Source organism: Frondihabitans sp. PhB161 (assembly GCF_003814635.1).
In the GTDB taxonomy this organism is placed as follows: Bacteria; Actinomycetota; Actinomycetes; order Actinomycetales; family Microbacteriaceae; genus Frondihabitans.
The window spans coordinates 550,132-569,286 of sequence record NZ_RKQW01000002.1; the positions used below are offsets into that span (position 1 = coordinate 550,132).

At 67.7% G+C, this 19,155-nt stretch carries 18 protein-coding genes; 9 read left to right on the forward strand and 9 right to left on the reverse strand.

Annotated features, from left to right (window positions below; translation table 11 throughout):
* Positions 1-3: 3 nt before the first annotated feature.
* Genes EDF39_RS11295 through EDF39_RS11310 form a run of 4 tightly spaced genes read right to left on the reverse strand, consistent with a single transcriptional unit; the run spans position 4 to position 3,453 of the window.
* Complete coding sequence (locus EDF39_RS11295) at positions 4-1,200, reverse strand: ABC transporter permease (RefSeq protein ID WP_123943122.1); 1,197 nt, start codon at positions 1,198-1,200, stop codon at positions 4-6.
* Entirely contained in the window at positions 1,197-1,919 is a 723-nt protein-coding gene (locus tag EDF39_RS11300) for an ABC transporter ATP-binding protein (protein ID WP_123943124.1), read from the reverse strand. Before EDF39_RS11300 ends, EDF39_RS11295 begins: the two co-directional genes overlap by 4 nt.
* Positions 1,916-2,974: an HlyD family efflux transporter periplasmic adaptor subunit gene (locus tag EDF39_RS11305; protein ID WP_123943126.1), complete on the reverse strand. Its 1,059-nt coding sequence runs from the start codon at positions 2,972-2,974 to the stop codon at positions 1,916-1,918. The genes EDF39_RS11300 and EDF39_RS11305 overlap by 4 nt, the downstream gene beginning before the upstream one ends.
* Positions 2,974-3,453 (reverse strand): hypothetical protein, encoded by a 480-nt coding sequence (locus EDF39_RS11310; RefSeq protein ID WP_123943128.1) that lies wholly within the window; start codon positions 3,451-3,453, stop codon positions 2,974-2,976. The genes EDF39_RS11305 and EDF39_RS11310 overlap by 1 nt, the downstream gene beginning before the upstream one ends.
* Positions 3,454-3,595: 142 nt before the next feature.
* On the opposite strand from EDF39_RS11310, the gene EDF39_RS11315 reads away from it, so the two are divergent.
* The gene (locus tag EDF39_RS11315) at positions 3,596-4,270 is read left to right on the forward strand and encodes a response regulator transcription factor (RefSeq protein WP_123943130.1); all 675 of its coding nucleotides are present in this window, start codon (positions 3,596-3,598) and stop codon (positions 4,268-4,270) included.
* Between the two features lie 133 nt (positions 4,271-4,403).
* Positions 4,404-5,429 (forward strand): HAMP domain-containing sensor histidine kinase, encoded by a 1,026-nt coding sequence (locus tag EDF39_RS11320; protein ID WP_158613221.1) that lies wholly within the window; start codon positions 4,404-4,406, stop codon positions 5,427-5,429.
* A gap of 71 nt (positions 5,430-5,500) precedes the next feature.
* Here the strand turns inward: EDF39_RS11320 and EDF39_RS11325 are convergent, their stop codons facing one another.
* Together EDF39_RS11325 and EDF39_RS11330 are read right to left on the reverse strand one after the other, a co-directional pair.
* A complete protein-coding gene (locus EDF39_RS11325; RefSeq protein ID WP_123943134.1) occupies positions 5,501-5,698 on the reverse strand; it encodes a hypothetical protein in 198 nt (65 codons plus the stop codon).
* Between the two features lie 3 nt (positions 5,699-5,701).
* Complete coding sequence (locus EDF39_RS11330) at positions 5,702-9,562, reverse strand: AAA family ATPase (protein WP_370275182.1); 3,861 nt, start codon at positions 9,560-9,562, stop codon at positions 5,702-5,704.
* Between the two features lie 261 nt (positions 9,563-9,823).
* Between EDF39_RS11330 and EDF39_RS11335 the strand changes: the two genes are divergently transcribed.
* The 4 genes from EDF39_RS11335 (at position 9,824) to EDF39_RS11350 (ending at position 12,120) form a co-directional block, all read left to right on the forward strand.
* Entirely contained in the window at positions 9,824-10,222 is a 399-nt protein-coding gene (locus tag EDF39_RS11335) for a hypothetical protein (protein WP_123943136.1), read from the forward strand.
* Positions 10,223-10,254: 32 nt separating this feature from the next.
* A complete protein-coding gene (locus tag EDF39_RS11340; protein WP_123943138.1) occupies positions 10,255-10,452 on the forward strand; it encodes a YegP family protein in 198 nt (65 codons plus the stop codon).
* Between the two features lie 70 nt (positions 10,453-10,522).
* Positions 10,523-11,155 (forward strand): DUF4166 domain-containing protein, encoded by a 633-nt coding sequence (locus EDF39_RS11345; protein WP_123943140.1) that lies wholly within the window; start codon positions 10,523-10,525, stop codon positions 11,153-11,155.
* Positions 11,152-12,120: an epimerase gene (locus EDF39_RS11350; protein WP_123943142.1), complete on the forward strand. Its 969-nt coding sequence runs from the start codon at positions 11,152-11,154 to the stop codon at positions 12,118-12,120. Before EDF39_RS11345 ends, EDF39_RS11350 begins: the two co-directional genes overlap by 4 nt.
* 99 nt (positions 12,121-12,219) lie before the next feature.
* Here EDF39_RS11350 and glpK read toward each other — a convergent pair whose 3' ends face one another.
* Together glpK and EDF39_RS11360 are read right to left on the reverse strand one after the other, a co-directional pair.
* A complete protein-coding gene (gene glpK / locus EDF39_RS11355) occupies positions 12,220-13,734 on the reverse strand; it encodes a glycerol kinase GlpK (protein WP_055963569.1) in 1,515 nt (504 codons plus the stop codon).
* Between the two features lie 349 nt (positions 13,735-14,083).
* On the reverse strand, positions 14,084-14,563 hold the full coding sequence (locus EDF39_RS11360; RefSeq protein ID WP_123943144.1) for a hypothetical protein: 480 nt from the start codon (positions 14,561-14,563) through the stop codon (positions 14,084-14,086).
* A gap of 154 nt (positions 14,564-14,717) precedes the next feature.
* On the opposite strand from EDF39_RS11360, the gene EDF39_RS11365 reads away from it, so the two are divergent.
* The 3 genes from EDF39_RS11365 to EDF39_RS11375 are packed head-to-tail and all read left to right on the forward strand — an operon-like array spanning position 14,718 to position 17,824.
* Positions 14,718-15,782 carry a permease gene (locus EDF39_RS11365; RefSeq protein ID WP_233573063.1) on the forward strand — a complete coding sequence of 355 codons (1,065 nt, stop codon included), beginning with the start codon at positions 14,718-14,720 and terminating at the stop codon, positions 15,780-15,782.
* Positions 15,775-16,578: a TIGR03943 family protein gene (locus tag EDF39_RS11370; protein ID WP_233573062.1), complete on the forward strand. Its 804-nt coding sequence runs from the start codon at positions 15,775-15,777 to the stop codon at positions 16,576-16,578. Before EDF39_RS11365 ends, EDF39_RS11370 begins: the two co-directional genes overlap by 8 nt.
* On the forward strand, positions 16,559-17,824 hold the full coding sequence (locus EDF39_RS11375; RefSeq protein ID WP_123943146.1) for a hypothetical protein: 1,266 nt from the start codon (positions 16,559-16,561) through the stop codon (positions 17,822-17,824). The genes EDF39_RS11370 and EDF39_RS11375 overlap by 20 nt, the downstream gene beginning before the upstream one ends.
* Before the next feature lie 92 nt (positions 17,825-17,916).
* Here EDF39_RS11375 and EDF39_RS11380 read toward each other — a convergent pair whose 3' ends face one another.
* On the reverse strand, positions 17,917-19,155 hold the full coding sequence (locus EDF39_RS11380; protein ID WP_123943148.1) for an alpha-hydroxy acid oxidase: 1,239 nt from the start codon (positions 19,153-19,155) through the stop codon (positions 17,917-17,919).

Below are 19,155 nucleotides of genomic sequence, written 5' to 3' on the forward strand. Positions count from 1 at the left end.
CGTTCAGCTCTGCAGTGCTTCGGTCGGCGGGATTCGCGCGGCCCGCATGGCAGGATACAGCCCGGCCAGGGCTCCGATCACGAGCGTCGCGCCCAGGCCGCCGGCCAGAACGAACGGCGGGATGACGATCGGCCATGCGTTCGACGACGCGAAAGCCGACGTGACCGCGGAGCCAATTAGCAGGCCTCCGACTCCTCCCAGCAGAGACAGGAACAGCGCCTCGGCCAGGAACTGCCGACGGATGTGCGGCCGGGCAGCGCCCAGGGCACGCCGCAGCCCGATCTCTTTTCGCCGTTCGAGCACCGAGATGACCATGGTGTTCGCCACCCCGATGCCGCCCACGAGCAGGGCTACGGATCCGAGTCCGACCAGAAGCCCGGTGAACGCCTGGTTCGACGCGTTCTTCGCGGCGAGGGCGTCCGAGGGGCGCTGGATCACGACATCCCCGGCCGACTGGGGCGCCACGGTCCGCGGGATGAGCTCCCGCACCTCGGCGATCGTCTCCTCGTCGGCCCGCAGGAACACCTTCGTCGGATGCACCGGCTGCCCCAGCAGTTTCGTGCCCATGCTCTCGCCAATGAACGCTCCGAGATCGAGATCTTCCGCGAGTTCGACGGGAGCCAGGATGCCTGCCACCGTAAATACCTCCGTTCCGATCACGATCTGCTGGCCAGGACTGGTCACGCCGAGCTTCTCCGCGCTGGTCGAGCCGAGGACTACGACGGGAAACTCGCTCTGCCCGTCGGTCAGCCAGGTGCCGGAGGCCATACTCCCGCCGGCCACGTCGATGACTCTCGGGGATGCGGCGTAGACCTGGATCCCGTTCGTGTCGGACGGGAGTGTCGCTGAGCTGCGGTACGCATGGGCGTCATCGACGACACCGAGTGTTCCGGCGATCTCGACGCCGGGCACCCGCAGGAGCCGACCAACCGTGTCGATGGGAAGCTCCGCCTGCTCGCCGAACACGTCCCGGCCGGGGAACGCGGTCAGAAGATTGGTTCCGAGGCGGTCCAGGGTCTTGCCGAGGTGCGCCTGACTCGACGTCGAGATGCCGACTACGGCGATCATGGCGGCGATTCCGATGGCGATACCGAGGGCGGACAGGATCGCTCGGGTCGGTCTCGAGATGAGACCCCCGAGGCCCAGCCGCACCGTGTCGCTCGGCAACAGGCGAGAGGCGGCTACGGTGGCGGCGCTCACGACGACTCCCCTGCCGTCACGAGCACTCGCCCGGCCGATGCTCCGTGGGCGCTATCGGCCGTCAGCCGGCCGTCGCGGATCATGATGCGACGCGGCAGCTTTTGGGCGAGCGCGTTGTCGTGCGTGATCACGACTATGGATGTTCCCTCCTCATGGAGCTCATGCAAGAGCTCTACAACGCCTGCACCCGATCGCGAGTCGAGGTTGCCCGTGGGTTCGTCCGCCAGCAACAGCGGCGGACGGTGGACCACAGCGCGCGCGATGGCGACACGCTGGCGTTCGCCGCCCGACATCTGGCCCGGTTTGTGGCCGAGCCGATGCGAGAGTCCGACCCTTTCGAGAGCGTCGACCGCTCGGATCCTTCGCTCTCGGAGGGTCACCCCCGAGTAGAGGAGTCCGTTCGCCACATTGTCGATCGCCGTAACGCCGTCGCTGAGATGAAACTGCTGGAACACGAAGCCGATGCGTCGGGCACGGAGCCCGGACAGCCGTGCATCGCTGAGCTGCGCCACGTCGATGCCGTCGATGTGCACGGTTCCCTCGCTCGGTCGGTCCAGGGTGCCCAGCACGTTTAAAAGCGTCGACTTGCCAGAACCAGACGGCCCGACGATCGCGAGCATTTCGCCTTTCTCGACTCTCAGGGAGACGCCATCGAGGGCGACGGTCGGGGGTCTGCCGTATTCGCGGCGAACGTCGCGGAGTTCTACGACCGCGCTCACGCCGGCACCACGACTCTTTGACCGGCCTGCAGTCGACCAACGGTGATCTCGACGCGATCGCCGGCGAAGAGACCCACGTCGACCGGTACCTTCGTCGAGACACCGGCCTTGCCCTCGACCTCGACGAGGAATCCACTGCCCGCCCTCGCGGCCAGCGCCGATACAGGCACCGACAGCACGTTCTTGCGCGTCTCGGAGACGAAAACGACAGAGACGGAAACCTGATCCAGCTCCCTGGCTTTGCCGGGGTCGGCGAGTTTCACGGTGACAGGCACCGTCGACTCTCCGCCGTCTTCCGGGGTCACGGGATCACCCAGTGACGAAATGGTCCCCTTCGCCTGCGGGGAACCGGGCAGGTCGACCTTCACCTTGCCTCCGACTCTCGCGAGAGGAGAGCCGACCGGTAGATCGACGACGACGACCATCTCGGTGCCGGTCGTCACGAGCAACTCGGCTCCCGGCTCGACCGGCGCCCCCGGCTCGAGCTTGCGCTCAGAGACGACCTGGTCGCCCATGCCGAACACGATCGTCCCGGCCGAGATGCTTCCGGTGATTGGCTGCTCCGTGGTTTTCTGCCACTTCTCGATGGCCACTCGGGCGTGCCAGTCGAAGTGCTCGGTCGCCACCTCGTCGAGATACCCCCAGGCACGCAGATTGTCTTCTAGCTGCTTGATATCGGGGCCATCGCTCATGCCGTCGATGAAGGGCCGCCACTGCGGGAGAACACCCGCGAGATAGCTGACCGGCACGTTGTCGACCCGGTAGACGACGTCGCCCGGCTTGATGACGGTCCCGATCCTGGGAACCTCGGTGAGCGTTCCTCTCGGACCTGCCGGGATGAGAGACCCCCCGATTCGCTGCACGGTGCCCGGCTTCGTGGTCGTGCCGACCAGGTCGCCCTTCTCGACGCGGGCTGTACCCGTCGAAACGGTCTGAGTCGTGATGTCGGCTTTGGTTTCGCCGCCACCCCGGCCGGTCGAGACCAGGATCCCTCCGGTCACAAAGAGGGCGGCTCCCGCCACACAGGCGGTCACGACGATCGCTCGGCGCTTCATCAGCTGCCCGCCGTCGGCGTACCAATGCCGCACTTCTTCTGGACGTCGGCGGAGATGTCGTCGAGGGAAAGAGCCTTGCCCTCGGCTACCTCGACGCCGTTCTTGCGGAGGCAGTCATCCGTCTTGGCATTCTCGTCGGCGTTATTCTTCTGCTGATCGCTCACGGGTCGCTCGCCGAGCTTCGCCGTGACCTCCTTGTCGCACCTGGTGCTGTCGGCCGTGAACTTCTCGATCGAGTCGTTCTCGCCGATCGACAGGCCCTGGCTGCTGCCATCTCCCGAGGGGTCTTCGACGTCATGGCCCGCGGCCCTCATGCACTTGGTCTGGGCTGCAGCCCACTCCTCGGCGCTGGCAGACCGGGGCGACGAAGCCCCGGCGGATTCCGAAGCCGAGTGACTCTCGGAGCAGGCGGCGAGACCTCCGACGAGGGCGGGGACGGCGGCGAGCGCCAGGACGCGGTGGATCATGCGGAGTTTCATCTCTTCCTTTCCTGTCAGTGGCGTCGGAAGACGCCCGGGGAAAGTTCAGCGGAGCGGATGTTGCGACGCCGTCTCGGATATGTCTTATATTTCATTAATGTTCGTGGCGCACACTGGAAACTCCGCTCCCGAAAGGATGACCATGCGCGTGCTCGTAGCCGAAGACGAGGCCTACCTGGCCGAGGCGATCCAGGTGGTCCTGACTCGCGAATGCATGGCTGTCGATGTCGTCCACGATGGCGACGCGGCGCTGGAGAGTCTCGCGGTCAACGATTACGACGTCGTCATCCTCGATCGAGACCTCCCCGGCACCCACGGAGACGAGGTCTGCCGCGTGACGGTGGCGGATGGATCGGGTGTCTTCGTTCTCATGCTGACGGCATCAGGCGGGCTGAGAGACAAGGTGGCCGGTTTCGAGCTCGGCGCTGACGACTACCTGTCGAAGCCGTTCGAGTTCGCCGAGCTCGTGGCTCGTCTCCGGAGCGCACACCGACGTTCGCGCGAGGCGCGCCCGCCCGTGCTCGAGTCCGGAGGGGTCAAGCTCGACCCGTTCCGACGCGAGGTCTACAGCGACGGGCGCTTCGTACGACTCAGTCGGAAGGAATTCGCGGTTCTCGCGGTGCTCATGTCGTCGGAAGGCGGTGTCATCAGCGCAGAGCGGCTCCTCGAGAAGGCGTGGGATTCGAACGCCGACCCGTTCACTAACTCCGTGCGGGTGACCCTGTCGACACTGCGCCGCAAGCTCGGCAAACCGCAGGTGATCGAGACGGTGGCGGGCTCGGGGTATAGGTTCGTCGGCCACCGTTCGGCGACCTGAGCTACGACGATCGATGCCTTCCACCTTCCACCCATGCAATCCACGGCGAAGCGCCCGTGTCCGTCTGACCCTCGCTTTCACCCTGCTCGTCCTGGTGGTCGGCGCTGCAATCGTCGGTTCGGTAGTCGTTGCGATGACCTACTTCACGCATTACGACATCGTGGCGCGCACAACCACCGCCGAACGGACGCACGGCGGCCTGGCCATACCGCCCATGGCCAGAGCATCCGGTGAGACCGAGTCGTTCGCACTGGCCACCGTCACCGACAAGAACGACATCCTCCGAGTCCTCGTTACAACCTCGGCCGTCGTGTTCACGGTCGTGTTCCTCGTCGGCACCGCCCTCAGCTGGATGATCGCCGGCCGTGTGCTCAGGCCGGTGGAGAAGGTGACCTCGGCCGCCAGGGCCGCCTCCTCTGGCACTCTCGATCATCGCATCGACCTGGCGGGGCCGCCTGACGAGTTCAAGCGGCTTGCCGACACCTTCGACGCGATGCTGGAGCGCCTCGACCGATCTTTCCAGGCACAGCGGCGGTTTTCTGCCAACGCGTCGCATGAGCTACGAACCCCGCTCGCGACGACACAGGCGATGCTCGACGTGGCGCTTCTCGACCCCGACTCCGTCGATTCCGCGACACTCGTTCGCAAGCTCCGTGAGACCAACACCCGCAATATCGAAACAGTCGAGGCCCTACTAGCGCTGTCCGATGCCGAGTCGGAGGCGATGGAGCATGAGCCCGTCGACCTCGCCGACGTCGCTCGCGAGGTCGTCGCATCGACGTGGTCGGAAGCGGCCGAGCGAGGAATCCACGTCCACACCACGATTCTCGCCTGTTCGATAAAGGGCGATCTCCGACTCGTCCGGCTCCTTCTGACCAACCTCGTGAGCAATGCAATCCGTTACAACGTGAACGACGGCGATATCTGGCTCACAGTCGCCAACGGCACGGTACGACTGGAGAACACCGGGGTCCTCGTGTCGTCCGCCGACGAACCCCGCCTCACCGAGCCGTTCTTTCGCTCGGTCGGTCGCGTGGCAGGATCTCACGGACTGGGCCTGGCTCTCGTCGAGGCGATCGCCCGTGGCCATCGTGCTGCGCTGCACCTTCAGGCCCGCGACGGCGGAGGCCTTGTCGTTGAGGTTGCGTTTGCCCGCTGACCCACTCGCGGCTCGCGGGCTCATCTTGCGTGGAAATGCGGCCCGGGGGGCGATGACGCTGCACCCGATCGCTACCAGTGCGGCGGCTTGTCGGCCTTGAGTCGGGAGTCGTTGTCGCCCGAATCGCGGCGCCGGTCGGCGGGGGCCGGGTTCGGGTCGGATCCGGGAGCGGGGTCGGTGGTCACACGGCGGCCGGAGCGACGCTGACCGCGCACGGGAGAGGTGGCCTGCGGGGGTGCCGCGGGATCCTGAAGGTCGTCGTCGGCCATGTCTCAGGCGTGGTTGACGTGCGAGCGGGCCCCCACGACCGGTGCCTGCTGGATGGGCACCGGCTGCGTGTGCGTCGCCCCGATTCCGAGCACGTCGGCGATGCGAGTCGCGACGGCGTCGGGGTCGGTGAACAGCTGGAAGGCGTGCACGCGCACATAGTGCCAGCCGAGACGACGAAGGATCTCGGGGCGCTCGCGCAAGGACTCACGGAGGCTCGAGGTGACGAGCGTCGAGTCGGTCTCGATGGTGACGCAGACGCCGTCGTTCGCGCAGACGAGCCCGAGCTTGCCGCGGTGTCCGAGTGCCACGGGAATGCCCTTTGCCTCGAGGCGCCGAGCGAGGTCGACCAGCATCGGATCGGAATCGTCGGGAACGTGCTCGGCCGTGGTGCGGACCTGCACCTCGCTGAGGATCTCGGAGAGCGCGACGGTGCCGTGCCCCATGCGGTCAGCGTCGATGTGCGACGGCTGGAAGCAGGTGACGATCACCATGGAGCGGCGAGCCCGGGTCATGGCCACGGCGAGGAGTCGCTCTCCGCCCGGCTGCCCGAGCGAACCGAAGTCGCTGAGTACGCGGCCGTGCGGTGTGCGGCCGTAGCCGATCGAGAAGATCACGTGATCGCGGCTCTGGGCGACGCTCTGCTCGAGGGTCGCGACGACGAAGGGCTCGCGGCGGTCGCCGATCACGAACTCGGTCAGGTCTTTGTGTCCGCTCACGGCGGTCAGAACGGCCTGCTGCACCCGGATGGCGTGCTTCGCGCTGGCGGTGATGACCATCAACGACTCAGCGGGGCGCGAGCGGGCGTGCTCCAGGACGAGCGCGACGACCCGGTCGACCTCGGCGTCAACGCTCTCGACGGCACCGGACTCGGGGTCGGGCACAGCGGTGCCGCCCGACACGTAGTCGAGGGCGATGCTGCCGTGACCGAGGAAGCTCCCGGCCCAGGGCAGCGACTCGATTCGGCCTCCGTAGAAGCGGCGGTTGACGAGCTCGGCGAGGTCTTCGCCACCGGCACGATAGCTGCGGGTCAGCGACAGCGTCGGCAGCAGGGTCGAGAGACGAGCGAGAGCCGACTCTTCGTGCAGCTGCTCGAGGCGCGACTCGGCGGTCGCGACGGCATCGAAGTCGTCACCGGATTCAGGATCCGTCGGCCCGCGTTTCACGACTCGGGCCGGCGCCTCGTCGACGTACGGCGCGATCGCGATCGAGAAGTCGGACGGCGTCTCGGTCACGGGGTCACCGAAGGCCACGGTCTGCTTGCCGCGACGAATCGCGCCTACGTTCTCGGCGAGGGTGGTGGCCCCGGCGTCGACGAGGATCACCGTGTCGAACGGCACGGTGTCGGCGATGCGATGCACCTCGTAGGGCGAAGCGATCCAGACCGGTGCGACGGAGCGCGAGAGGTGCGGGGCGGCGTCTTGCAGCATGCGACTGGAGACGTTCGGGTGCTGCAGCAGACGCTTGAGCTGCGCGGCCTCTTCGGGCCAGTCGACGAGACCGAGCTTCCAGTTCTCGGCGAGCTGCCATCCGAGCGACTGGGCGCTTCCGGCGGCGTGCGCCTCGTCGACGAGACGGAAGTCTGCCTCGAGTCGGTCGAGCATGCCGGTATTGGCGCCGAGCAGTGCCCGATCGGCCTCGAGGAGCGACTCGAGAGCGGAGCGCCACCAGGCGAGCTCGAGCTCGGCGGCGACCTGCGCTTCGGGCACGTGCCGGTTGGCGAGGTCGGTGATGAGCGGCGAGAGCTCGAGGTCGCGCAGGGTCGTCATGAGCTCGGTGCGCTCCTGCAGGTTGCCGAGCACGTCACTGTCGGCCGCGAGCACCTCGAGCTTCTGCTGCAGCTCGTCGATGCCGACGGCCTCGAGGAGGTCTTCGCCGGTGAGCCCGAGCGGCTTGTCGAGCTGCGCCAGGTCGTCGGCGACGTGGCGATAGAGCGAGATGGTGTCGGTGACGCCGGTCGGCACCTCGGGCGGGGTGCCGGCAGCGACGTAGCGCTGCCAGAGGATGCGCTGCTGCTGCACGCGCTCGAGCGCCTCGTGGAGATCGGCTACGTGCATGCCCGGGCGCACATACTCGCGGGCGAGCTTCTTCAGACGGCGGCGATCTCCGCCGGACATCTGCCCGTCGCGACGCCCCGAGGTCGCTTCGACGAGCTCGGCGACGCTGCGCTCGAAGACGACGGGGAGGAACTTGTCGAGGGTGTCGCGGACATCGGCGAGCAGGCGCAGGTAAATGCCGAGCTCGTGGATGCTGACGAAGGGACGCATGCGCGTCGCGCCCACGACCTCGTTCGCCCGCTCGAGCAGGTGCGGCACGTCGCGATGGAAGAGGTTCTTGGCCAGCTGGTGGGCCTGGCCGGCGGTGGGCCCGGATCCTGCGCCGTCGTCGAACCGCGCGCCGTACCAGGGCGAGTCGCCCGGCCCGTAGAGGAACTCGCCGAGGTTGGCAGCGTTGACCATGGTCTCGGCGACCCGACCGCGGCCCTCGACCATGGACTCGACGCTCTTGCGGCTCAACCGAGCGGTGGTCGCCGGGGAGGCCGGGAGCAGCGCGAGACGCGCGAGTTCGGTCAGGCAGTCGAGAACCGAGACGCCGAGCACCGGGTCTTTGCGGCTGAGTGCACCGCGGTAGTCGACGAGCACCCGGCGCAGGCGCACGAGAGCGTCGTCGACCTCGGCCATACCGGGCTGCTTGGCCTTCTCGTTGCGGCCGATTGCTCGGATCACATCGCGGCGCAGCGTGGTCGGAGAGACGGCGACACCGTTCAGGCCGATCTCGGTGAGGCGCGACGAGATGGCCCCGAGCGTGGCTCGGCGGGCGCTGACGACGAGCACGCGCTTGTTTTGCGCCACCAGGGTGCCGATGGTGTTGACGATCGTCTGCGTGCCGCCGGTGCCGGGGAGCGTCTTGACGACGACGGAGTTGCCGGCGGTGATCTGCGCGACGACGTTCTCTTGCTCGGTGTCGGCGTCGAGGAGGAGCGTGTCGGTCTCGGGGCTGCGCTCGTCTTGTGGCGTCGGCGAGACGGGGCGGTAGGCGGAGCGGATCTGCTGCTGCGCGCTGGGGTTGCCAGCGAGGGCGTCGAGGACGAGGTGCGAGAGGTCGCCGGCGTCTTCGACCATGGCGTCGGAGACCGCGGCGAAGGTCGAGACGACGAGTCGCGGCTGCACGGTGAAGCCGTCGAGGTGAGCGGTCAGTCCGCGCAGGCGGTCGATGACCGGGTTCGGGGTGAAGGATCCCTCGCGGTCGGCGAGCGCGACGAAGGCCGGCGCGTCGAGCGTGATGCCGAACTGGTCGTGCAGCGCATCGGCCAGCGCCGGGTTGAGGAACGGGGCACCCAGCAGCTTGACCTCGAAGTCGCGCCCGTGGCGGCGGATCGCCAGGGGGCGGAGCAGCAGGGGTGCACGGAACGTCTCGCCGGCGAACGCCCACTGCGCGATACCGATGGCGAGGTGCACGGCATCGATGCCGCGGACGGTAGCCAGCTCGAGACCCTTGGCGGCGATCTCGCCCGCGGCGATCCGGGCCGTGCGGAGGGCGAGGTCGTCGCGAATCAGGCTGGAGAGGAGGGTCGTCTTGCCCGTGATGAACTGCGCGAGGCCGCCGGGATGGGTCGTGCTCAGCTCGATGCGTGTGCGGGGTGCATCACGGAAATGCAGAAGGGTGGATTCCCCGCCGACCGCGTCGAGGCGAGCCCGCCACCCCTCCCACACCGGGTCGGCGACGTTCCCGACCGCGAGGGAGGGATCGCCGAGACTCAGGGTGTGCGGTTGAGTCTGGTTCGACCCCGGGGTCGAGTCGGAGAGGGGCGGCAGACCGGAGTCGATTCCGTCGCCGTCGCCGTCAGTACTGTCGAGACGCCACACATATCGACCTTAAGCGGTGCGACCCGGGAATGTGGGGAGGACGAGCTGTTTTTCGTCAGACGAGACTCCTTCGACGACGGCTTCTGAGAGACGACGTGATAGCTCGTCGATGCTGCGCACACAGAGTCGAGCATCTTTCGCATAATGCAAAAGCCTTTTACCGCAATGAAGATGCCGCTACATATCGATGTATGCCATGATATGCGCATATAGCCGGAGGGCCTCCGGCACATATCTGTCAGCACACGTCGAGAGTCAGTCATGCCATTCGAACAGAAGTACTCCCCCGACACGCGTGAGGCCTCGCTGGCCCGCGTGCTCGAGCGCCGCGAAGCCGAGCCGGGCAACCGCGCCATCATCCGCGAGACGGCCGACGAGTTCCAGGTCGGCGAGCAGTCGCTCCGCGGTTGGATCCGTGCACATGAGAAGGCGAACACCCCCGACGAGCCCGTCTCCGAAGCACCCGAGGTCGTCGAGACCGCCGCGGCTCCGGTCGCAGCGGGCCCCGAGGCGCCGGCCGAGCCGCCGGTCCGACGAGGTCGCCCGAGTGCCGCCGCGTCGGCAGACGCGCGAGTGGCCGAGCTCGAGACCGAGGTCGCCAAACTGCGCCGTGACCGTGAGACCCTCAAGAGCGCCCTCGCCGTCCTGCTCTCGGACTAGTCTTCATCCACCGTCATCGACAAGGGGTACTCATGCCTGGCAAGTTCGTCCTCACCAAGACCGAGAGCGGTGCCTACCGCTTCAGCCTCGTCTCCACCACCGGGCAAGTGATCGCCACGAGCGAGAACTACAGCACCAAAGGCGCAGCGCAGAACGGCATCGATTCCGTTCGCGACCACGCGACTGACGCGGTCGTCGACGACCAGACCGGGCGCGACCTCCTGCTCTAGCCACGACGTCACCCCTCGACATCGAGGGATTCTCGAACATCGCTGCCATGCCGACCGCTAGCGTCGAGCTATGGCCTCGCCGTACGAGTGCATCCTGGGGGACGAACTCGACAATCTGCACCCGCGTCTGCGGACGTACTTCGGCGCGATCCCCGAGGGGTCGGTCGGCCGGGGGCAGGGCACGTTCGACGTGGTGGGCACCCCGCGCCGGTGGCTGTGGCCGGCGCTGCGGATCCTGAGCCTTCAAGGCATCGCCTTTCCGGTCTGGGCCGCCGACGTTCCCTTCGACGTCGAGAACCGCCCCGTGGTCGACGCAGCCGCACACACGGCAGTCGCCGCCGTACGGACCTTCCACTTCGGCGCACGCCACGGCGGTACGCGCACCATGGTCGATGCCATCACGGCCGAGCCCTCGGGTCTCGTGGATCACCTCGGCCCGTCCCGTCTACTGGGCGCGGAGCTCTCGGCGACCGTGCGGGACGGGTCGTTGCGCCTGGATTCCCGCGGTCTCACCATTCGGGTCGGACGCCGCCGGATGGCACTCCCCCGTGCTCTCGCCCCGCGCGTCGCCCTCACCGAGCGCTTCGACGACGACGTCGACCGCCAGCACGTCACGGTGATCCTCTCGCTGCCACTCGTCGGTCGGGTCTACGAATACTCCGGCCACTTCGACTACGCCATCACTCTGGAAGAGGCACCATGACCGACCGCATCGTCATCGCCGGGGCTTCGGGCTTCATCGGCGACCACCTCGCCCGCGTGTTCCGCGCCGAAGGCTCCGACGTGAAGCTGATCGGGCGCACCGGCCCCGATGCGCGCTGGGGAGAGACCACCAGGATCCGGCAGCTCGTCGATGGAGCCGACCTCGTCATCAATATGGCCGGCAAGAGCGTCAACTGCCGCTACGACGAGGCGAATCGGCGGGAGATCCTCCGGTCGCGCATCGAGACGACACGCGAGCTGGGCGAGGCGATCGCCGCGAGCGACAACCCGCCGCGACTGTGGCTGAACTCATCGACGGCGACCATCTACCGCCATGCCGAAGACCACCCGCAGACCGAGTCGACCGGCGAGATCGGCCAGGGATTCTCGGTGTCGATCGCCACAACTTGGGAGGACGAGTTCTTCGCGCGCGACCTGCCCGGCACCCGCCGTATCGCCCTGCGCATGGCGATCGTGCTCGGCGACGGCAGCGCCCTCGTGCCCCTGATCAATCTTGCTCGCGCGGGCCTCGGCGGCCCTCAGCTCGACGGGCCGTGGCCGTCGACAGCGGCTCGACGCGAGGCCGGCACGTATCACGCGTTCGGTGCGGCGGGAGGGCGGCAGAAGTTCAGCTGGATCCACATCGACGACGTCGTCGGCAGCATCCGGTTTCTGCGCGAGCACGACGAGATCGAGGGCGTCGTCAACCTCGCCTCCCCGAACCCCAACGACAACCGCACGATGATGCGCGATCTGCGCCACGCGCTCGGCGTCCCGTTCGGCCTGCCCGCGTTCCGGTGGATGCTCGAACTCGGCACGGCGGCGATCCGCACCGAGGTCGAGCTCGTGCTCAAGAGCCGCTGGGTCGTGCCCGAGCGGCTGACCGCGGCCGGCTACGAGTTCGAGCACCCGTACCTCGACGAGACGCTCAAGTCGATCGTGGCGGAGCGGGCTACGCGCGCCTGACGGTGCGGCTTGGCTTGTGCCTTAACGCGTATCGCGGACTCAGAGACCTGCCACGGCAGGCCTGGGAGTCCGCGATACGTGGTGCGGCGCCAGGGTTGGCTAGAGAACGTCTTCGTCGACCCAGTCGAAGGTCTTCGTAACGGCCTTCTTCCAGAGGCGCATCTGGCGCTCACGCTCGGCGACGTCCATCGACGGCTCCCAGCGCTTCGACTCCTGCCAGTTGGCGCGGAGTTCGCCGAGGTTGGCCCAGAAGCCGACGGCGAGACCCGCGGCGTAGGCGGCACCGAGCGCGGTGGTCTCGGCGACAACGGGACGCACGACCGGCACGTTGAGCAGGTCGGCCTGGAACTGCATGAGCGCATCGTTGGCAGTCATGCCGCCATCGACCTTGAGCTCGGTGAGGTCGACACCGGAATCGGCGTTGACCGCGTCGAGCACCTCGCGGGTCTGGAATGCGGTCGACTCGAGAGCGGCGCGAGCGATGTGGCCCTTGTTGACGTAGCGCGTGAGCCCGACGATCGCACCGCGAGCGTCGGAACGCCAGTACGGCGCGAACAGACCAGAGAACGCCGGCACGATGTAGACGCCACCGTTGTCGTCGACCGTTGTCGCGAGCGTCTCGACCTCGGGCGCCGACTTGATGATGCCGAGATTGTCTCGAAGCCACTGGATGAGCGAGCCGGTGACCGCGATGGATCCTTCGAGGGCGTAGTGCGGTGCCGCATCTCCGAGCTTGTAGCCGAGCGTGGTGAGCAGGCCGTTCTCGGAGTGGACGATCTCTTCGCCCGTGTTGAAGATGAGGAAGTTACCGGTGCCGTAGGTGTTCTTCGACTCGCCCTGGTCAAATGCGGCCTGACCGAAGGTCGCCGCCTGCTGGTCGCCCAGGATGCCGGCGATCGGCACCTCGCGGAGAAGCGACGAGTCGCTCGCCATTCCGTAGACCTCGGACGACGACTTGATCTCGGGGAGCATGGAAGCCGGGACGCCGAACACGTCGAGGATGTCTTGACGCCACTGGAGCGTCTCGAGGTCCATGAAGAGGGTGCGCGAAGCGTTGGTCACGTCGGTGACGTGGACGCCGCCCTTGGTGCCGCCGGTGAGGTTCCAGAGCACCCAGGTGTCGGTGGTGCCGAAGAGCAGGTCGCCGGCCTCGGCCTTCTCGCGGGCACCGTCGACGTTGTCGAGGATCCACACGATCTTCGTTCCGGCGAAGTAGGTCGCGAGCGGCAGGCCGACGATCGGCTTGAAGCGCTCGACGCCGCCGTCTTTGGCGAGGCGGTCGACGATCGACTGGGTGCGCGTGTCTTGCCACACGATGGCGTTGTAGACGGGCTCGCCGGTGTTCTTGTCCCACACCACAGCGGTCTCGCGCTGGTTCGTGATGCCGATCGCCTTGATGTCGTGGCGGGTGATGTTCGCCTTCGACAGCGCCTGGCCGATGACCTCGCGGGTGTTGTTCCAGATCTCTTTCGGGTCGTGCTCGACCCAGCCCGCACGCGGGAAGATCTGCTCGTGCTCGAGCTGACCCGTCGAGACGATCGACCCCGAGTGGTCGAAGATGATGGCCCTCGTCGAGGTGGTGCCCTGGTCGAGTGCGATGACGTATTCGCTCACTGCTAACTCCATTGTTGTGGGTGTGAGCCGCCGACTAGGCGACTGCGCGGGTCGGCGCACCTCTATCCAAGGTGAACCACCTTTGAAATTAGTGGAGCTTGCACGGTCGCTACCAGCATGTGCACGGATGTGCAGTGCCGAGCTGGTGGGAGCTGCCGGCGCGGAGCCGGAGCGCCGGTGACGTGAACATCCGTGCACCCGGGGCCTCTGCTCGCGCGCCCGACTTCCGAATTCGAAGGAGATCTGTGGGGGCGACCCCGCCGGATCCTGATGTCTTCGTTGGCGCGAGGCGGTTTCTCCTTCGAATTCGGAGCAGAGCCGGAGTCGGAGTCGGAGGCAGTGCCGGGGGCTAGTCGATCAGGTCGCCGCGCATCAGGCGTTCGGCGTCGACCGATGCAAGTGCCGCGATCTCTTGCAGCTGCTCGGCGACGCGCTCGTACCTCTCGACAAGTGGCAAGCCGAAGCTCACATCGGGGCTCTCCGACAGTTCGCGATATCCGGCCTGGATCTCGGCGACCACTCGGAGGGCATCAGCGAGAGATCGGAGCTCCACTGCCACCGCCTTGTCGTAGGCCCGGGGCAGCCAGGCCATGCCGAGAATGTAGTGATCGGCGATGTCTCGAGCCGCGCCGATCCGGTCGGTGCGCGGCAGTGCGTCAAGCCACGCGAGGAAGAATCGCTCGGAGGCCTCGGCATGAGCATCGACGAAGGCCTCGTCGAGTGCCGAGAGGACGCCCCCGATCGGCCTACGAATGGCTATGGCCACGGCTTCCGTCGGGTCCGCCAGGACGGCCTCGCGGAGGGTGCAGCCTTGAGCAGATGGGTTCATATAAGTATTCAACATTGGAATAGGAGCAATCGGGCCGGCATCGCCCCCGAATTCGAAGGATATCTGTGGGGGCGACCCCGCCGGATCCTGATGTCTTCATTGGCGGGCGGCGGTTTCTCCTTCAAATTCGGACAGCGACGGCTACCGTCGACGCGTGACGACCACCCTGCCCGCGGCCCACGAGCACGGCGCGCCCCGCGACCCGGGCGCACAGCACGCACACGGGCCGCGCCGCGCATCCCGCCGCCTGCTCGTCGCGGGGCTCATCGTCGTCGCAGCTCTCGCGCTCGTCCGGATCACTACGGCGACCCTGCCGGCCGGGATCCTGCCCGACCGTCTGCAAGATTTCGTCACTCTCACGCTGAGCGTCATCGTCGAGTCGATGCCGTTCGTGCTGCTCGGCATCGTGTTGTCGATCGTGGTGCAGGTGTGGCTGCCCGCCGGATTCTTCGCGGCCTGGCTGCCGCGCAACCCCACCGCGAGGCGGGCCGTGATCTCGCTGCTCGGCGTCTTCCTGCCGGTGTGCGAGTGCGGCAACGTGCCTCTCGCACGCGGACTCGTCGTGAAGGGCTTCTCGGTCTCCGACTCGATGACGTTCTTGATCGCCGCGCCCATCGTCAACCCGATCACGATCATCACGACCTATCAGGCGTTCGGCTGGAGCGATGGGATCCTCGTCTCGCGCGTTCTGGGCGGCTTCGTCGTCGCCAACCTGCTCGGCTGGCTCTACGCGAAGCAGCGCGACGAGCGGTCGCTGCTGACGAGGCAGTTCGATGCGGAGTGCAGGATCCCCGAGACCCCGCACGACCACCCGCACTCGCGACTGACGTCGTCAGCTGTGCTCTTCCGCCGAGAGATGTCGACCATGCTCCCCGCTCTCTTCGTCGGGGCCGCGATCGCCGGCGGTGTGCAGACGCTCGTGCCGAGATCGGTGCTGCTGGCTCTGGGGTCGAACCCGCTCTGGTCGATCCTCGCGATGATGGCGCTCGCCTTCGTCATCTCGATCTGCTCGAACGTCGACGCGTTCTTCGTGCTGCCGTTCGCGTCGACGTTCTTGCCGGGATCGATCGTCGCGTTCCTCGTCTTCGGGCCGATCGTCGACATTAAGATGCTGACGCTGCTCCGCACCACGTATCGACCGGTCGTGCTGGTGCAGATCTCTCTGGTCGTGGCACTGGTCGCCGCGGCGCTCGGGCTGGCGGTGAACGCCCTTGCCTAGGCTCTCGCTCGCTGCACTGAGTGCCCGGTGGCGCGGGGTCGCTCTCACGCTGATCATCGGAGTGACGACGCTGTGGCTCGCCGCGGCGGGTCAGCTCGTGCTCTACATTCACCCCAGATACGTCGTGTTCACGGTCGTGCTGACGGTGATCGGGATGGCGCTGGCGCTGCTCGCACTGGCGCTGTCACCCGACGGTGATGACGAGCCGGGCCACGGCGGAGAGGACGCCCCGGCAGCCCAGCGCGATGGAGCCGCAGGCGCGGAGTCACCCGCCCGCCGCAGCCGCATTCTCGGCACCGCGGGTCTCGTCGTCACGGCGGCCGTCGCGGCCAGCCTCGTCGTACTGCCTCCCGCAACGCTCACCAGCGCCACCGCCGGCACTCGGGGTCTCGGTACGGCGGTCGTCACGACCTCGGGCGGCGATGCTCCCGCGACCGGCCCGACCTCGACCTACACGGTGCTCGACTGGGCGACGCGACTGCGCCAGTCGACCGACATCGGCACCTACGAGAACCAGTCGGTGGATGTGACCGGCTTCGTCAGCCCCTCCCCCGATGACCCCGACAACTCGTTCTTCGTCACGCGCTTCGTCGTCACCTGCTGCGCCGTCGATGCCCAGCCGGTCGGCGTGCCCGTCTACGACCCGGGGTGGAGCAAAGACCTGAAGAAGAACCAGTGGGTCAGGATCCGCGGATCGTTTGCCACCAACCCCAGCACCGCGTCGTCAGCCCCGATCACCCTGGCACCCCGAACCCTCGCGAAGATCGCCCAGCCCCGTGACCCGTACCTCTACTGACTTCGGTGCGGGCGGCACTGATGCCGACGAGGCCCCCCGCCAGCTGTCGTTCGCCCGCGCGTTCACCGTCGTCGTGATCGTGCTGGCGCTCATCTGCACCGCCCTGGTCGTCGTGACTCAGAGCCGCGGACCCCGCCTCGACGAGACGCGCGTCGACGCCGCCGCGGTCACTCAGCGGACCGACCAGCAGGCCCGGCTGTTTCTTAACGAGTCGGTGTCGACGGTGCGCTCGAGCCAGGTGCGCGTCACGCCGACGACGCCGTTCACCGTGTCGACGGCCGGCACGGTGGTGACCGTCCAGTTCTCCCGGCGGCTGCACTCGGCGACGAGGTACTCCGTGGCCGTCGACGGGGTGACGAGCATCTTCGGGTCGCGCGACGCCGACGTCGAGACGACGTTCACGACGGCGAACGCCGAGGTGCTGACGCTCGACCGGTCGGCCACCGCCGGTGGCGTCGATCGCATCGTCGAGGCCTCGGTGAACACGGTCGGGCGCGACGTCGTCTACGAGGCCCGGGGTATTCAGGCCTTCGCCTCGATCGGTACCGACCTCGTCGTCGCGGCCGACGACGGGGGCACGTCGACCCTGTCGATCGTCGCCCGTGACGGGACCCGCGAAAACCTGCTCCTGCCCGGCCCCGGGCTCGTGCGGAGCCTGTCTCTGGACGCGCCCACCGGGATCCTCGTCTTCGGGTTCACGGCCACGGGAGCCGCGCCCGACTCCGCCGAGCGTCTCTACTCGATCGACCTCGCCGGCGTACACCGAGCCGAGCCACTCAAGGGCGCGGACCGACGGGCTCTCGTGACTACCGCCTGGGGCATGACACCCGGGGCACCGGTCGTCGTGACGCACGCCCCCGGCGGCACCATCACGCGCGCCGATCTCGGACTCGAGGGCACGACGACGACTGTCTCGGCTGACTCTCTGACGGTCGGCGAACGATCGCTGATCAAGTCGGCGGGCACGGTTCGCGCAGGATCCGACACGGCTCGCCTCGCGACCTCGACCCGGTCGATCATCGTCGGTTCGCGCGCGCTCTACACGGCGCCCTCCAGCTCGCGGCTGTCGTCGCTGGGCGTCTCGCCGAATGGCCAGTACCTCACCGTCGTATCGGCTCCTGTCGGCGCTCGGTCGGATGGCGCGACGATCGCGCCGGCTCCCGTGGGGGCGACGACGCTCGTGCTCGACGCGGAGTCGGGCGCGCTCGTCGCGAGCTTCGCGGGGGCGTCGCTGCACTGGCACTAGCTGGCTGGAGACGCGTTGCGGACTAGCGGAGGCGCCGCGGCGCCTCGGGGAGTCCGCACGGCGTGTCCCAGCAGCGACCGCAGAGCCAGCCGCTACGACCGGGCACGCGGCGCCAACCGTTCCAGCTGCGTCACGTGCGACGGGTTCAGCTCCTCGAGCGAATTCACGCCGAGCAGCCGCATGGTACGAGCGACTTCGGTCGACAGGATCTCGATCATGCGGTCGACGCCCTCGCGGCCGCCGGCCATCAGACCGTACAGATACGCGCGGCCTACGAGCGTGAACCTGGCCCCCAGCGCGATCGACGCGACGACGTCGGCCCCCGACATGATTCCGGTGTCGACCCAGACCTCGGTGTCGGCGCCGACCTCGCGCGCCACCTCGGGCAGAGTGTGGAACGGGATCGGGGCCCGGTCGAGCTGACGTCCGCCGTGGTTTGACAGGATCAGGCCGTCGACCCCGAGCTCGGTGACGCGTTTGGCATCGTCGAGCGTCTGGATGCCCTTGACGACCAGCTTGCCGGGCCACTGCGACTTGATCCAGGCCAGGTCGTCGTAGGTGACGGTCGGGTCGAACATGGTGTTCAGGAGCTCGGCGACAGTGCCCGACCAGCGGTCGAGCGACGCGAACGCCAGCGGCTCGGTGGTGAGGAAGTCGACCCACCACCAGGGGCGCGGCAGCGCATCGATGATCGTGCGGGGCGTTAGCGACGGCGGGATCGTCATGCCGTTGCGGGAGTCTCGGAGGCGAGCGCCGGCGACCGGCACGTCGACGGTCACGAGCAGCGTGTCGAATCCGGCCTTGGCCGCGCGCTCGACGAGAGCCATCGAGCGGTCGCGGTCCTTCCACATGTACAGCTGGAACCAGTTGCGGCCGTTCGGAGCGGCCTCGGCCACGTCTTCGACAGACGCGGTGCCCATCGTCGAGAGCGAGAACGGGATGCCGGCAGCCGCCGCCGCGGTGGCCCCGGCCTTCTCGCCCTCGGTCTGCATCATGCGGGTGAAGCCGGTCGGCGCGATGCCGAACGGCTGCGCGACGCGCTTGCCGAGGACGTCCCATCCGGTGTCGACGTGGGCGACGTCGCGGAGGATCGCCGGGTTGAACTGCACGTCGCGGAATGCCTGCCGAGCTCGGCGCAGCGAGATCTCGGCCTCGGCGGAACCGTCGGTGTAGTCGAACGCGGCAGTCGGCGTGCGCCGCTTCGCGATCCTCCGGAGGTCTTCGATCGTGAGGGCCTCGCGCAGCCGCTTCGCCTTCAGGTCGAAGGTGGGCTTCTTGAACTGCATCAGCGGCGCGAGGTCGTGGAAGCGGGGAATGCGGCGTTCGACCAT